Below are 12692 nucleotides of genomic sequence, written 5' to 3' on the forward strand. Positions count from 1 at the left end.
CTCACGGCAGCCGGGGCACGGTCAGTACCCGGCCCGGCCGCAGGTCCCGGGGATCGGTGATCCCGTTGGCGCGCGCCAGTTCCCGCCAGGCGTCGGGCCGCCGGTAGAGCGCGGCGGAGATGGAACTGAGCGTGTCGCCGCGGCGCACCACATAGCTCTTCTCCACCGTGGGCGACGAACGCGGGGTCTCGGCGACCTGTGCGGCGGCCGTGCGGTACTCCTTGAGCGACAGGTCGAGCATGGCTCGCAGGGGCACACCGTCCGGGCGGAACAGCTGGTAGTTGACGTCCAGTTTCTCCACGACGCCGGTGAAGACCTCCTCGTCCCAGACGAACCGGACGATCGGCGGCGCGTGTTCGCGGCTGTCGGGGCGCAGCAGGTTGCGCAGGGCGTCGACGTAGGCGGTCCGGACGTTCTCCAGTGTGTCGGAGGTGTCGACCAGCGCCTGGACGGTGAGCGTCTCCGTGCCGCCGCGGACGTACTGGAGCGGCGGTGTCTCCAGGCCGGGGATGGTGATCTCGGCGAAGGTGTTGGACTTGCTCAGTTTGTAGTCGGTCGGGTTGAAGCGCAGCGGGATACGCCGCTTCCGCTCGTCGGCGATCACCGGCCGGACGATCTCCAGCCGGGCCTGGGCTCCGGCCTGGCGGGCGAAGGACACGGGTGTCACGCTCACGGCCGGCCCTCCCCGTCGCCGAAGCCGCGTTCGGCCGCGGTGCGCTGCGTCCGGGCGCACTCGTCCTCGTACAGCTTCGCCCAGGCCTGGATGTGCTTGTTGAACAGGCGGGTGAAGACCGCGCCGTCGTCGCCGTCCACCTGCATGCGGACTTCGAGGTTGTGAATGATCACCTTCGGCACGCGGGTCACCTTCCTCCCTGGTTCAGCCGCTCCGCGGCGGACAGCGCGTCCGCCCCGGTGTCCTGCAGAACTTTCGTGAGCCCCTCGTGTGCGATCTCCAGCGACTCGACGGCGATCGCGTTCTGCTCGGCGTGCAGGTCGGGGCCGCTCCATTTGGCGGCGAGGCCGCCGTGGAACGCCCAGGCCGCGCCGGGCACCCCGTCCGGGCCGAGGACGATCACCGCGCCGTCGCGGCGCGCGCCGAGCGAGTCGGCCAGTCCGGCCTGGTACCAGGCCCACAGCCCGGGATCCCGTACGACTCCGCGTTTGAGGGTGATCCGGTTCCACGAGTGGCGCAGCGGCAGTTGGTGGACGGAGTCGTTACGGCCGCCCTCCGGGTAGCTCGTCACCTCCAGCTGTGCGCCGAGCCCGGCGACTTCCTGGAACGCGCCGGAGGCGACCAGCGGCAGCAGCAGTGCCTGCGCGGCCGGCAGATACGCGTCTCCGGGGTCGAGGGTGACGAGGAAGCGGTACTTGGGCAGTGGATCCAGGGTCATGCCTCGATCACCTCCAGGGCGCGGTCCTGGCCGAGTACGAGACGCAGCAGGATGAATTCCATGGGGACGGCCGGGGCGACCTCGATCTCGCAGACCAGCTGTCCCGGGTCCTGTTCCGGTGGGTTGTTGCTGTCGTCGCACACCACCCGGAACGCCTGCTCGGGCCGCGCGCCGGCGAGCGCGCCGGCCCGGAAGGCCGACAGCAGCACGGAGGTCACGGCCCGTACCAGGGTCAGTCGCAGTTCGGGCGAGTTGACGTCGAACACGAGGGGGCTCGCCGCCCGCCGGATGGCGCGCACCAGCAGGTGAACGAGTCTGCGGTGCGCGATGTGGCGGGTACGGGGATCGGCGGACAGGGTGCGTCCGCCCCATACCGTCAGTCCGCGGCCGCGGGTGCACCGGATCAGGTCGATGCCCGCGTCGAACAGCCGGACCTGCTGCGGCTCGGGGAATTCGGCCGCGAGGTCGACCGCCTCCAGGACCGTGGCGTTGGCCGGGGTGTGGTGCGCGCCGCGTTCGCCGTCCAGCCGGGCGATGACGCCCAGGACGTGCCCGGACGACGGGACGGTCCGCAGCGCGGGCCCGTCGGGCGTCCGCAGCGGCGGATGGTAGACGGCCGCGGTGCTCAGCAGACGGTTGTCGCCCGTGGCGGCCAGGGACCCCACCCACTCCGCCGTGTCGTCCACCGAGGACAGCCGGGGTGGTACGTCCAGGAGAACGAGGCGGTCGAGCAGTGGTCCGACGGTCCGCAGCACCTCCATCACCATGTCGGTGTGTGTGGTCCCCGAGAGGTCGGCGCCGAGGTCCGGCAGTGCCAGCAGGGCCGGTTCCGGGAGGTCGGCCTGTACCGCCACGGCGTCGGAGTACTCGCGCTGCCCCGGCGCCTCGTCGGTGCCGCCGAGGAGCGTCAGGTCCCAGGACGTCGAGATCGGGCCGGTCGCTCCCGGCGGTGGTGCGGGCCGGTCGGCGACCAGCCGGACGTAGCGGGACCCGGCCAGCCCGCCGGCCACTTCGGCGGCCGGCAGACCGGAGAACGTCTCGGGCGGCTCGCCGGGCACCGTGATCCGTACGTCCACGGTCGGCGGCCCGGCGACCGTGGACGTACGGTGGCGGATGGCGACGCGCGCGCCGTTGGCCCAGGCTCCCGGGCTGGTGGCGGACACCTGGTAGCGCGCCGCGGAGAAGCCGCCGACGTCCCCGACCGTCCACCGGGTTTGCGCGGTGGCGGCCGGCCCGGACACCCGCAGCACCCAGGCCGTACGGCCGCCGTTCTCGAAGAAACCGCGCAGGGCGTACGGTGCGGCGGAGTCACCGGAGGGCGGGCCGAAGGCGGCCACGACGTCGTTCCAGTTCTCCACCCGTACCGGCGTGGCGACCGGGCCCCGGCGGAACCGGCCGAGGAACGCCGCCACGTCGGTGCGGAGCGGCTCCTCGTCCGGGCCGCGGGGAGCGAACGTCAGGGATACGCCGGGGAGCGCTTCACCGGCCATGTCAGGCGTCGATCTCCAGCTTCTCGACCGCCAGCACGAGAGTCTCCATGGCGATCTCGTTCTTGGTCGAGCTGAGCGTCGGGCCGGTGTACTTGGTCGGCCAGCCGCGGTCGAAGTTCCAGCGCATGGCCTCCTGGCGGTTCTCGTCCAGCATCACGATCGAACCGGAGGCACGCCGCACCTTGCCGTTGAGCGCCTCGACCACCCAGTTCCAGAAGCCGACATGGCCGGTGATGCCGCGCTTGAGGGTGAGGTTGGTGAACTTCTTCAGCCCCGGGATCTTCCGGACGGTGATGTCCTCGCTCCCGTTGCGGTACTCGATCGGTGGGATCTCCAGCTCCAGCCCGCTGACCTCGGTGAAGGAGCCGCTCACCGCGACGCCGTCGTCACTGACATTGGTCACGATGATCAGGAAGTTGTAGGACGCGTACGGATCGTCCCTGGTCACGGGTGGCATAGTGCCCCCTTCTCAGTCGGGTGCCACTCAGGCGAGCTGGGTCTCGCGGGTCTTCTGCTGGATCCGGAAGATCACGAATTCGGCCGGGAAGACCGGCGCGACGCCGATGACGCAGATGAGCCGCCCGTTGGCCAGGTCGTCCTCGGTCATCGTGGTGCGGTCACAGGCGACGAAGAACGCCTCGTCGGCGGTCGTGCCGGCGAGCGCGCCGCTGCGCCAGACCGTGGCGAGGAAGTTGGTGACCGTCTGGCGGACCAGCGCCCACAGCGCCTCGTCGTTCGGTTCGAAGACCACCCACTGGGTGCCTTCGTCGATCGACTCCTCCAGGAAGAGGAACAGCCGCCGGACATTGATGTACTTCCACGAGCTGTCCGAGGAGAGCGTGCGCGCGCCCCACACCCGGTGGCCGAGTCCGGGGAAGAACCGCAGCGCGTTGATCCCCTTGGGGTTGAGCAGGTCCTGGTGCCGTTTGGTGATGTCCTGGGCGATGCCGTCGGTCTGGCGGATGCCCCGGATGACGACGTTGGCCGGTGCCTTGTGCACGCCGCGCTCCACGTCCACGCGGGCGTAGATCCCCGCCATGTGTCCGGACGGCGGCACTTCGACATCGCGGTTGGTCGACGGGTCGCGGGTGACCAGCCACGGGTAGTAGAGCGCCGCGTACTTGGTGTCGAACGGCTCGCGGAACGCCTGGATGCCTTCGATGTCGAGGCCGTCGCGCGGGTCGAGGATCGCGAACCGGTCCCTGAGGAGTTCGCAGTGAGTGATCAGGGCGGATTCGACGGTGCCCGACCACATGCCGGGGACCGCGCAGACCGCGATCTCGTCGATGTCCTCCAGGGCGACGATGCCGGTACGCCGGCCGCTGCCGCCGTCGGTGCCGACGAAGTCGGCCACGGTCAGGGTCTCGGACGCGTCGTCACCGTCCGCCAGCGTCAGCCAGGACCCGGCCGCGGGCATCGGGAACTGTGCGGGATCGGTGGTCAGACCGGCCAGCGGGGTGGCCCGGACCAGCTGGGAGCGGCTCTCCAGGGTGGCCGCCAGATTCGCCGGACCGTCGCCGGTGAGCCGGAGGTTGCTGAAGGTCTCGGTCACCGCCGCGCCGCCCGGATCCGTGAACCGGGTGGAGACCTCGGCCTCGATCAGATGGATCCGGTCGGTCTCGTAGAACTCGCCGGGCAGGTCCTGGTCGAAGGTGACGACATCATCGGCCACCGAGTCGACCTTGACGGCGCTGAGGGCGGTGCCGTCGTCGAGCTGCACGACCGCGCCCGGGTAGAGGCGGCTCGCTCCGCCCACCCGCAGGGTCCGCACCGTCCCGATGCTGCCCCGGCGCACCCGGCGCACGGTCAGCCCGGTCTCCCACGCCGCGTGGGCCGTGCCCGCCGGGAAGGTCAGCGTGACCTTCCCGTCCGCCGGCTCACCCACCTCGACTTCGAACCGGCCGGAGCCGATCTGCGCCCAGACCCTGTCGGGCAGGCCGTCGCGGGCGAGCCCGTTCACCACGGCCACCTCGACCGTTCCGCTGTCCGCCACCGCGTCCGTGACGAGCCGGCTGATGAACAGCGCGCCCTCCCGCGGATCGGGCGACACGGGCAGCGCGGCACCCACCATGGGCCGGACCCGGACCTGGACGGCCCCGCCCCATGAGCCGGGGCTCACGGCGGACAGCCGCAGCGTCTCCTCGGTGGAGCGGTCCCCGAACTGCACGTAATCCCCGCGGGCCACCCTGACCTCGGCGGGCAGGGCCGGGTCCAGCGTGATCCGGCGAGCGGTCATGTCGTAGCGGGTGACCGCGGCGGTGTAGATCTCCCGCTCGTCGTCGCCCCGCACGATCGTGATCTGCTGACCCACCCCGTCGAAACCGATCAGATGGCCGAGTTGCAGGCTCGTCGCGCCCCGCGCCGCGTCGCCGACGACGGCGCTCACCAGCCCGCCGACCAGCGCGCCCGACGCCGGCGTGGCCTGCGCCGCGGCGACCCGCTTGATGTACAGCCGCTGGCCGCCGTTGTCGAAGAAGCCCTTGACTGCCAGCGGGAACAGCCACCAGCGTCCGCCTTCTGTGGGGTCGTTCGCCCAGGTGTCCCGTACGGTCGTCGCCGGCTCGGGCAGGAACCCGCCGAAGGTGTTCTGGAACTCCAGGAAGTTCGTCACCAGTTTGGGTTTGCCTGTGTACGGGCCACGGGCGGTGACCCCGACCATGCCGGCGGTGCTCGTACTCACCCCCGCGATCGGGCGCGGTCCGGCGTCGATCTCCTCGATGTAGACCCCGGGGCTCAGATACTCAGCCATGGACGGCTCCTCAACTCTGCTCACGGATCTCGATGACGTGCCGACGCTCGGTGTCCTGGGGCAGCCGCACGACAAGCTCCCCGCTGCGGCCCGGCTCTTCGACCGCCTGGAGGCGGAACGTCTCCTCAAGGGGCTCCGGGCCGGCCTTCTCGCCCTCCCACCGCAGGGCGAGCCGGAAGGCGCCCGTGGCGTCGGTCAGGGTGCGTTCGTGCCAGGGCATCAGGTCGGGGCTCGTCCGTCCCCGGGCCTCGACGAGCACGTTCGCGACGGGTGCCCGCGTGGCGGCGTCGACCACGACTCCGTGGACCGTGCGCAGGCCCGGCGGATAGGGGAAGGAGACGCCCGGCAGGAGCCGGACCAGCCTCGGGGCGGTCGGCTCGGCCGGCGGGTGGGTGTCGTTGTACGGGTGGACCAGGAACTCGACGCCGACGAGAGCGGCCGAGAACGGCTCGCCGTCGGCCGGGTACAGCGGCTGGTGTCCGGCGGCCGAGAAGCGGGCCCGGTGGCGCTCGGGCAGGGCCGCCCACGGCTCCGCGCGTCTGCCCAGTCCGGGAAAGGCCAGGGCCCCGCTGGGCGTGCGTACGGCCCTGTCGTCCAGCGGCAGCCAGCGGCCGTCCTGGAACCGGTCCAGCCGGATGTCCACCCCGACGGTGCGCACCCGCCCGGTGAAGTCGTCGAGCGGCACGAACCACGCCGGACTGTAGGTGGCCGAGCGGGTCAGCGGGAGAAAGGCGCTCATGGTGTCACCGTCCCGTCGACGACCCGGCTCTGCACCGGCTGTACCGGGGTCTCGACGTCCGAGTCCAGGCTGACGACACGGACCTCGTAATTCAGCGAGAGCCGGTACGGCTTCTGAATCGCGTACCAGATCCAGGACTTCTGATCGAGGGTCAGGGGCGTCAGGGTGAGATGGAGCGAGTCGGTGCTCGCCGCCAGGCTGCCGGTCAACTGGACGCCGTCCAGGATCGCGTCGTCGTAGAAGGTCTGCAGGGCACGGCCCAGCATCCGGTGCTGGGTGATCTGGTCGCCGCCCCAGGGGGTGACCAGATACCGCAGCATCAGGGCCATCGGCGGCTTACGGGTCGTCAGCGGCCCTGGCGGCAGGGAGCGCACCGGCGGCCGGTTGCGCGACGTGGGGTCCTCGGCGATCTCGTAGAGGAACACCGTGAGTTTGGGCGTCGATACCTGCACGGCCTCGGCGAGGTCGTTGAGTTCCGCGAACGGGGGATCCGTGGGATTGAGCGGGCGCAGGGCCCGCGTCAGGGCGTCCACGACGACGGCCGAGACATCGGCGATGACACCGAAGTCGCCCATGGGAAACCTCCCCCTGCCTCGTCACGCACGGATGACACACACCGGGAGCATGCAGACTCCCCTGTGACCGGGGCGCGACTCACCCGTCGCACCGGCGTCACGAGCGCGTCCTGAGGCCGCGCGATGACGCCGGTGGACACGAAGCGACAACGTCCGGGTGACATCGGTGAGGAACACTCGGTCATTCATGGAGACCCCCTCAGCACGGTCCGGTGTCCTGATACTCCGGGTGTGGGTGGAAGCCGGCCGGGCGGACGGCCTCCGCGCACGCATCATCCGGACGGTCGACGGCGAGCAATCGGCCCCTGCCGCGGCGAGTGAGGCCACCGATGTCCTCATGGCGGTCCGTAAGTGGCTTGATGAGCTATTGGAACAGGGCGAGTGACGACGCCGTGACGTCTTGGTGATTCCTTTTTCACGCCCCGCGCGCTAAGAGTCGACTGTGCGATCACGATGTACTCGCACCACGGCTTCGTGAATCTTGGGAAAGCACCGAAGATCGCCGGATCCGACATCGCCCGGGGGAAACAAATGAATGGACAATCACATTTCATTAACTTGAGGCTGCTCAAGGGATTCGCACTCTCGATCAGCCATACACGGGTGCCGGTCTGCACCAGCACGCAACGGCTTCTCGCGTTCCTGGCTTTGCAGGACATCCCGCGGTCCCGCGCCTATGTGGCCGGAATTCTCTGGCCGGACGTCACCACCTCACGTGCCAACGCGAACCTGCGGTCCTCCCTGTGGAGAGCGACGCGAACCGGCCATCCCATCATCGAGGCGTCTCCCCAGGAAATGGCCATCTCCAAGGACGTCTCCGTGGATCTGCACGAGGCGGTGGGGCGCGCGCACCGGTTGCTCGACAACTCGCGCCCGTGCGACGACATCCTCAACATGCGGACACTGGCGGACTTATCGGCCGATCTGCTGCCGGAGTGGCCGGACAACGACTGGATGCTGATCGAGCAGGAGCAGTACCACCAACTCAGGCTCTACGCCCTCGAAGCGATGACCGAGCGGCTCACGGCGGCGCGGCGCCACGGTGAGGCCGTCGCCGCCGGACTCGCCGCGGTACGCGCCGAGCCCTTGCGGGAAAGCGCCCATCGCGTGCTGATGAAGGCACATTTGACAGCCGGCAACAGGGGCGCGGCCATGCGCCAATACGAACAGTGCCGCCGTGTCCTGCGCGAGGAACTGGGCCTGGAGCCCTCCCCGTCACTGAGAGATCTGCTGCCGTACCGTGCCGAGCGCCCCGGGGAGTCACGGCTTCAGCCCAGTCCCTAGGGCCTCTCCCGCACCGGCCCGGACATACGACATCGAAAAAATCAGCGAGTCGACCGGCCGTCATCCGAATAGCGCCGACAAGCGTCGGGCCGGTGCGCCTATGCGGTCATCTCTTCCTTGACCGCCTGCACGAAGGCGTCGACGTCGTCCTCGGTCGTGTCGAAGGAGCACATCCAGCGGACGTCCCCGGCCTTCTCGTCCCAGAAGTAGAAGCGGAACCGCTCCTGGAGGCGGACACTCACGGCGCCCGGCAGCCGGGCGAAGACGGCGTTGGCCTGGACCGGGTGCAGGATCTCCACCCCGTCGACCGCGCGGACCCCGGCCGCGAGCCGCTGGGCCATGGCGTTGCCGTGCCGGGCGTTGCGCAGCCACAGGTCCCCCGCGAGCAGCGCCTCCAACTGCACCGACACGAAGCGCATCTTGGACGGGAGCTGCATCGAGAGCTTCCGCAGGTGCTTCATGGCCCGTACGGCGTCCGGGTTGATCACGACGACGGCCTCGCCGAAGAGCATGCCGTTCTTCGTGCCCCCGTAGGAGAGGACGTCCACGCCGGCCGTGTTGGTGAAGGTCCGCATCGGAACGTCCAGCGACGCGGCGGCGTTGGCTATCCGGGCGCCGTCGAGATGGACCTTCATGCCGAGCGCGTGGGCGTGCGCGCACAGGGCGCGGATCTCGTCGGGCGTGTAGACCGTGCCCAGTTCGGTGTTCTGGGTGATCGACACGGCCTGCGGCATGGCGCGGTGCTCGTCGTCCCAGCCGTACGCCTGCCGGTCGATCAGCTCGGGCGTGAGCTTGCCGTCGGGCGTCGGTACGGTGAGCAGCTTGAGCCCGGCGACGCGCTCGGGCGCGCCGCCCTCGTCCACGTTGATGTGCGCGGACTCGGCGCAGATCACGGCGCCCCAGCGGTCGGTGAGCGCCTGGAGCGCGACGACGTTGGCGCCGGTGCCGTTGAAGACGGGGAACGCCTCCGCCGTCGGGCCGAAGTGGCTGTGCATGACCCGCTGGAGATGGCCGGTGTACTCGTCCTCGCCGTACGCGACCTGGTGGCCGCCGTTGGCGACGGCGAGCGCCGCGAGGATCTCGGGGTGGGCGCCCGCGTAGTTGTCGCTGGCGAAGCCGCGCACCTCGGGGTCGTGGTGGCGGCGCGCGTCCGTCGTACGGGACCTCACGGTCCTGGGGTCAGCCACAGGCGTTTTCCATTCACTTCCCGGGCGGGCCTGTCCCAGACCCCGGCGATGGCCTCGGCCAGTTCCGTGACGTCGGTGAAGCCCGCGAACTTCGCGTTCGGCCGCTCGGCACGCAGCGCGTCGTGCACCAGTGCCTTGATCACCAGGATGGCAGCCGCGGCCCGGGGCCCGTCCTCGCCCCCCGCCTTGCGGAAGGCGTCGCCGAGGGCGAGCGTCCATGCCTCCGCCGCTGCCTTGGCGGCGGCGTACGCGGCGTTGCCCGCGGTGGGCTTCGTGGCGCCCGCGGCGCTGATCAGCAGATACCGGCCCCGGTCGCCGCGCAGGAGCCCGTCGTGGAAGGCGAGGGAGGTGTGCTGGACGGTGCGGACGAGCAGCTTCTCCAGCAGTTCCCAGTCGGCCGGGTCGGTCCCGGCGAAGGTGGCACCGCCGCGCCAGCCGCCGACGAGGTGGACCAGACCGTCGATCCGGCCGAACTCCTGCTCGGTCCTGGCCGCCCAGGAGCGGGTGGCGGCCAGGTCGAAGAGATCGACGGTGTCGCCGGTGACCGTGGCCCCGCCGTGCGCGTACCGGGCGGCGTCCACCGCTTCGGCGAGCCGCTCCGGGTCCGCGTCCGCGGCCACGACCGTCGCCCCGGCCTCGGCGAGCCGCAGCAGCGCCGCGCGCCCGGCGGGTCCGCCCGCGCCCGCCACGGCGACGACGGCGCCGTCGAGGGCGCCGCCCGGGGCCGGCGGGCCGCCGGGGTCCGGGTCCGGCGCCATCTCCGGCCCCGTTTCCGCGCTCGCTCCCGGACGCACCGCCATGGGTCCCGTCTCCTGCCCCGGCGCGCTCACGCGGCCGTCCGGTCCGTCGCCGCGGACCCCGCGGATCCCGCCGGTCCGGCGGATTCCGCGGTGATCCCCTTCGTCTGGGCGATCACGTGCTTGAGCTTCTTGGCGAGCGCCTCGTAGAACATGCTGAGCGGAAACTCGTCGGGAAGCACGTCGTCCACGAGTTTCCGGGGCGGCTGCGAGAGGTCCAGCGCGTCGGGGCCCTTGGCCCAGCGGGAGCCGGGGTGGGGCGCGAGATACGTGGAGACCAGCTCGTACGCCGCGAACCAGTGGACCAGCTTCGGCCGGTCGATCCCCGCCCGGTAGAGCTCCTCGATCTCCGCGCAGAGCTGGTTGGTGACCTGGGGCGCCCGTTCCCAGTCGATGCGCAGGGTGTTGTCCGTCCAGCGCACCACGTCGTGCTGGTGCAGATAGGCGAAGAGGAGCTGGCCGCCCAGACCGTCGTAGTTGCGTTCCCGCGCGCCGGTGACGGGGAAGCGGAACATCCGGTCGAAGAGCACGGCGTACTGGACGTCGCGGCCCTGCGGGAAACCGTCCGCCTCCAGCCGTACGGCCTCCCGGAAGGCGGTGAGGTCGCAGCGCAGCTCCTCCAGGCCGTACATCCAGAACGGCTGGCGCTGCTTGATCATGAAGGGGTCGAAGGGCAGGTCGCCGTGGCTGTGGGTGCGGTCGTGGACCATGTCCCAGAGCACGAACGCCTGCTGGCAGCGGCCCTGGTCGGCGACGAGCGTGCGGATGTCCTCGGGCAGGTCGACCCCGAGGGTGGTCACGGCCGCGTCGATGACCCGGCGGAAGCGGGCGGCCTCGCGGTCGCAGAAGATCCCGCCCCAGGTGAACCGCTCGGGGGCCTCGCGCACGGCGATGGTCTCGGGGAAGAAGACCGCGGAGTTGGTGTCGTACCCGGGGGTGAAGTCCTCGAAGGTGATGCCACAGAAGAGTGGATTGTCGTACCGCGTGCGCTCCAGCTCGGCGAGCCACTCGGGCCAGACCATGCGCAGCACGACCGCTTCGAGGTTACGGTCCGGGTTGCCGTTCTGCGTGTACATGGGGAAGACGGCGAGGTGCTGGCGGCCGTCCGTCCGGTCGGCGGAGGGCCGGAAGGCGAGCAGTGAGTCCAGGAAGTCCGGGACCGCGAAGCCGCCGTCGGCCCATTGACGCAGGTCGGCGACGAGCGCGGCATGGTACGCGGCATCGTGCGGGAGGAGCGGGGAGAGCTGCTCGACCGCCTCGGCCACCCGGTCGAGTGCCGCCTCGGCGACCGCGCGCGCCGGGGCGCCCTCGGCGTCGAAGTCGATCGAGCCGTCCGCGGACTGCCAGGGGCGGATCTCCTCGACGGCACTCTTGAGCCGGGGCCACGCCGGGTGTCCGATCACTCGGTCGCCATCGTTCGCGCCGGGCCTGGAGGTGTCCTGCGCAAGAATTTCCGTCATGTCACTTCCTCCACAGGAGATCTTGGCGTCAAACCACCGTATAGGTGTCTCGATCTCCGATACAAGTGGAGATCAAATAAATCATCCTGTCGACCCCCCATGGTCACCGCTGATTTTCCTGCGCCTCCACGGTTTGACGCCTCGATTCAGCGTAGCGCCGAGAACCTCCCCCGGCACGGGGACGGCGGGGCGCCCGGCGCGGGCACCGGGCACGGGGACGGTGGGGCACTCGGCACGGGAACGTCAGGGGACTGCGGGGGGGCGCCACGGACGGCAATCGCCTCTACGCTGCGCGAGGGAGCCGCTGTCGACGAAAGCGAGACTGTCTTGACTTTCCAGATCATCGGTCATCGTGGAGTGATGGGTGTCGAACCGGAGAACACCCTGCGCTCCTTCACGCACGCGGAGCGTGCCGGTATGGACGCCATCGAGCTGGATCTGCACCTGAGCAAGGACGGCGCCCTCGTCGTCATGCACGACACGGAAGTGGACCGTACGACCGACGGAACGGGCGCCATCGCCGAACGGACGCTCGCCGAGCTGCGGGAGCTGGACGCGGGCGACGGCGAGCGCGTCCCGGTCTTCGAGGAGGTCCTGGACGCCGTACGGTCGCCGCTCCAGGCCGAGATCAAGGATGTGGCGGCGGCGCGGGCGCTGGCCCGGGTGATACGCGAACGCGATCTCGTGGAGCGCGTCGAGGTGTCCTCGTTCCACGACGAGGCGGTCGCCGAGATCGCCGCGCTGGTGCCGGGGGTACGGACGGTGCTGATCGCCAGCCGCTGGGGCGCGGACGTGGTGGACCGGGCGACGGCGGTGGGCGCCGCCTCGCTCGCCCTGAATCTACGCAGACTCACCCTGGAGGTCGTGGAACGCGCGCACGAGCGGGGTCTCGGCGTGATCGGCTGGGTGGTGAACACGCAGGAGCAGCTCCGGCTCGCGCGCGCCTTCGAGCTGAACGCCGTGACCACCGACCTCCCGGAGATCCGGCGCACCGGCCGCTTCACCGCCTGAGCGCTCCGT

The 12692-nt window shown here is 70.5% G+C and carries 13 protein-coding genes; 2 read left to right on the forward strand and 11 right to left on the reverse strand.

The window, feature by feature from the left end:
* Window position 1: 1 nt before the first annotated feature.
* The 8 genes from ACFTZC_RS31295 to ACFTZC_RS31330 are packed head-to-tail and all read right to left on the reverse strand — an operon-like array spanning window position 2 to window position 6944.
* Entirely contained in the window at window positions 2-673 is a 672-nt protein-coding gene (locus ACFTZC_RS31295; RefSeq protein ID WP_365810858.1) for a LysM peptidoglycan-binding domain-containing protein, read from the reverse strand.
* Window positions 670-855: a putative phage tail protein gene (locus tag ACFTZC_RS31300; protein ID WP_382895408.1), complete on the reverse strand. Its 186-nt coding sequence runs from the start codon at window positions 853-855 to the stop codon at window positions 670-672. Before ACFTZC_RS31300 ends, ACFTZC_RS31295 begins: the two co-directional genes overlap by 4 nt.
* A 5-nt stretch (window positions 856-860) precedes the next feature.
* Window positions 861-1391: a phage tail protein gene (locus tag ACFTZC_RS31305; protein WP_382895410.1), complete on the reverse strand. Its 531-nt coding sequence runs from the start codon at window positions 1389-1391 to the stop codon at window positions 861-863.
* On the reverse strand, window positions 1388-2881 hold the full coding sequence (locus tag ACFTZC_RS31310) for a phage tail sheath subtilisin-like domain-containing protein (RefSeq protein WP_382895412.1): 1494 nt from the start codon (window positions 2879-2881) through the stop codon (window positions 1388-1390). The genes ACFTZC_RS31305 and ACFTZC_RS31310 overlap by 4 nt, the downstream gene beginning before the upstream one ends.
* 1 nt (window position 2882) lies before the next feature.
* Window positions 2883-3338 carry a phage tail protein gene (locus ACFTZC_RS31315; protein WP_365810865.1) on the reverse strand — a complete coding sequence of 152 codons (456 nt, stop codon included), beginning with the start codon at window positions 3336-3338 and terminating at the stop codon, window positions 2883-2885.
* A gap of 27 nt (window positions 3339-3365) precedes the next feature.
* Window positions 3366-5630, reverse strand: a complete 2265-nt coding sequence (locus ACFTZC_RS31320; RefSeq protein ID WP_382895413.1) for a phage tail sheath family protein — start codon at window positions 5628-5630, stop codon at window positions 3366-3368.
* 10 nt (window positions 5631-5640) lie between these two features.
* Window positions 5641-6369, reverse strand: coding sequence for a carboxypeptidase-like regulatory domain-containing protein (locus ACFTZC_RS31325; protein ID WP_382895415.1), 729 nt, complete (start codon window positions 6367-6369; stop codon window positions 5641-5643).
* Entirely contained in the window at window positions 6366-6944 is a 579-nt protein-coding gene (locus tag ACFTZC_RS31330; RefSeq protein ID WP_382895417.1) for a DUF4255 domain-containing protein, read from the reverse strand. The genes ACFTZC_RS31325 and ACFTZC_RS31330 overlap by 4 nt, the downstream gene beginning before the upstream one ends.
* A gap of 453 nt (window positions 6945-7397) precedes the next feature.
* Here ACFTZC_RS31330 and ACFTZC_RS31335 point away from each other — a divergent pair, with 453 nt between their 5' ends.
* A complete protein-coding gene (locus ACFTZC_RS31335) occupies window positions 7398-8228 on the forward strand; it encodes a BTAD domain-containing putative transcriptional regulator (protein WP_382895419.1) in 831 nt (276 codons plus the stop codon).
* Window positions 8229-8326: 98 nt separating this feature from the next.
* Here the strand turns inward: ACFTZC_RS31335 and ACFTZC_RS31340 are convergent, their stop codons facing one another.
* The 3 genes from ACFTZC_RS31340 to ACFTZC_RS31350 all read right to left on the reverse strand — a co-directional run bounded on the left by ACFTZC_RS31340 (window position 8327) and on the right by ACFTZC_RS31350 (window position 11672).
* Entirely contained in the window at window positions 8327-9415 is a 1089-nt protein-coding gene (locus ACFTZC_RS31340; RefSeq protein WP_382895420.1) for a threonine aldolase family protein, read from the reverse strand.
* Window positions 9394-10173 carry an SDR family NAD(P)-dependent oxidoreductase gene (locus ACFTZC_RS31345; RefSeq protein WP_382895526.1) on the reverse strand — a complete coding sequence of 260 codons (780 nt, stop codon included), beginning with the start codon at window positions 10171-10173 and terminating at the stop codon, window positions 9394-9396. Before ACFTZC_RS31345 ends, ACFTZC_RS31340 begins: the two co-directional genes overlap by 22 nt.
* A gap of 68 nt (window positions 10174-10241) precedes the next feature.
* Entirely contained in the window at window positions 10242-11672 is a 1431-nt protein-coding gene (locus ACFTZC_RS31350; RefSeq protein WP_382895422.1) for a DUF6421 family protein, read from the reverse strand.
* Window positions 11673-11999: 327 nt separating this feature from the next.
* Here ACFTZC_RS31350 and ACFTZC_RS31355 point away from each other — a divergent pair, with 327 nt between their 5' ends.
* Window positions 12000-12683 carry a glycerophosphodiester phosphodiesterase gene (locus tag ACFTZC_RS31355; protein WP_382895424.1) on the forward strand — a complete coding sequence of 228 codons (684 nt, stop codon included), beginning with the start codon at window positions 12000-12002 and terminating at the stop codon, window positions 12681-12683.
* The last annotated feature ends 9 nt before the right edge of the window (window positions 12684-12692 follow it).

The sequence above is a fragment of the Streptomyces sp. NPDC056987 genome (genome assembly GCF_042673865.1).
GTDB lineage: Bacteria > Actinomycetota > Actinomycetes > Streptomycetales > Streptomycetaceae > Streptomyces.

What these genes read in the sequence shown, in the direction of transcription:
- ACFTZC_RS31335 (WP_382895419.1), top strand. Translation starts at nt 7,398, where the DNA reads ATGTACTCGCACCACGGCTTCGTGAATCTTGGGAAAGCACCGAAGATC.
- ACFTZC_RS31305 (WP_382895410.1), bottom strand. Translation starts at nt 1,391, where the DNA reads ATGACCCTGGATCCACTGCCCAAGTACCGCTTCCTCGTCACCCTCGAC.
- ACFTZC_RS31310 (WP_382895412.1), bottom strand. Translation starts at nt 2,881, where the DNA reads ATGGCCGGTGAAGCGCTCCCCGGCGTATCCCTGACGTTCGCTCCCCGC.
- ACFTZC_RS31350 (WP_382895422.1), bottom strand. Translation starts at nt 11,672, where the DNA reads ATGACGGAAATTCTTGCGCAGGACACCTCCAGGCCCGGCGCGAACGAT.
- ACFTZC_RS31325 (WP_382895415.1), bottom strand. Translation starts at nt 6,369, where the DNA reads ATGAGCGCCTTTCTCCCGCTGACCCGCTCGGCCACCTACAGTCCGGCG.
- ACFTZC_RS31315 (WP_365810865.1), bottom strand. Translation starts at nt 3,338, where the DNA reads ATGCCACCCGTGACCAGGGACGATCCGTACGCGTCCTACAACTTCCTG.
- ACFTZC_RS31330 (WP_382895417.1), bottom strand. Translation starts at nt 6,944, where the DNA reads ATGGGCGACTTCGGTGTCATCGCCGATGTCTCGGCCGTCGTCGTGGAC.
- ACFTZC_RS31320 (WP_382895413.1), bottom strand. Translation starts at nt 5,630, where the DNA reads ATGGCTGAGTATCTGAGCCCCGGGGTCTACATCGAGGAGATCGACGCC.
- ACFTZC_RS31345 (WP_382895526.1), bottom strand. Translation starts at nt 10,173, where the DNA reads ATGGCGCCGGACCCGGACCCCGGCGGCCCGCCGGCCCCGGGCGGCGCC.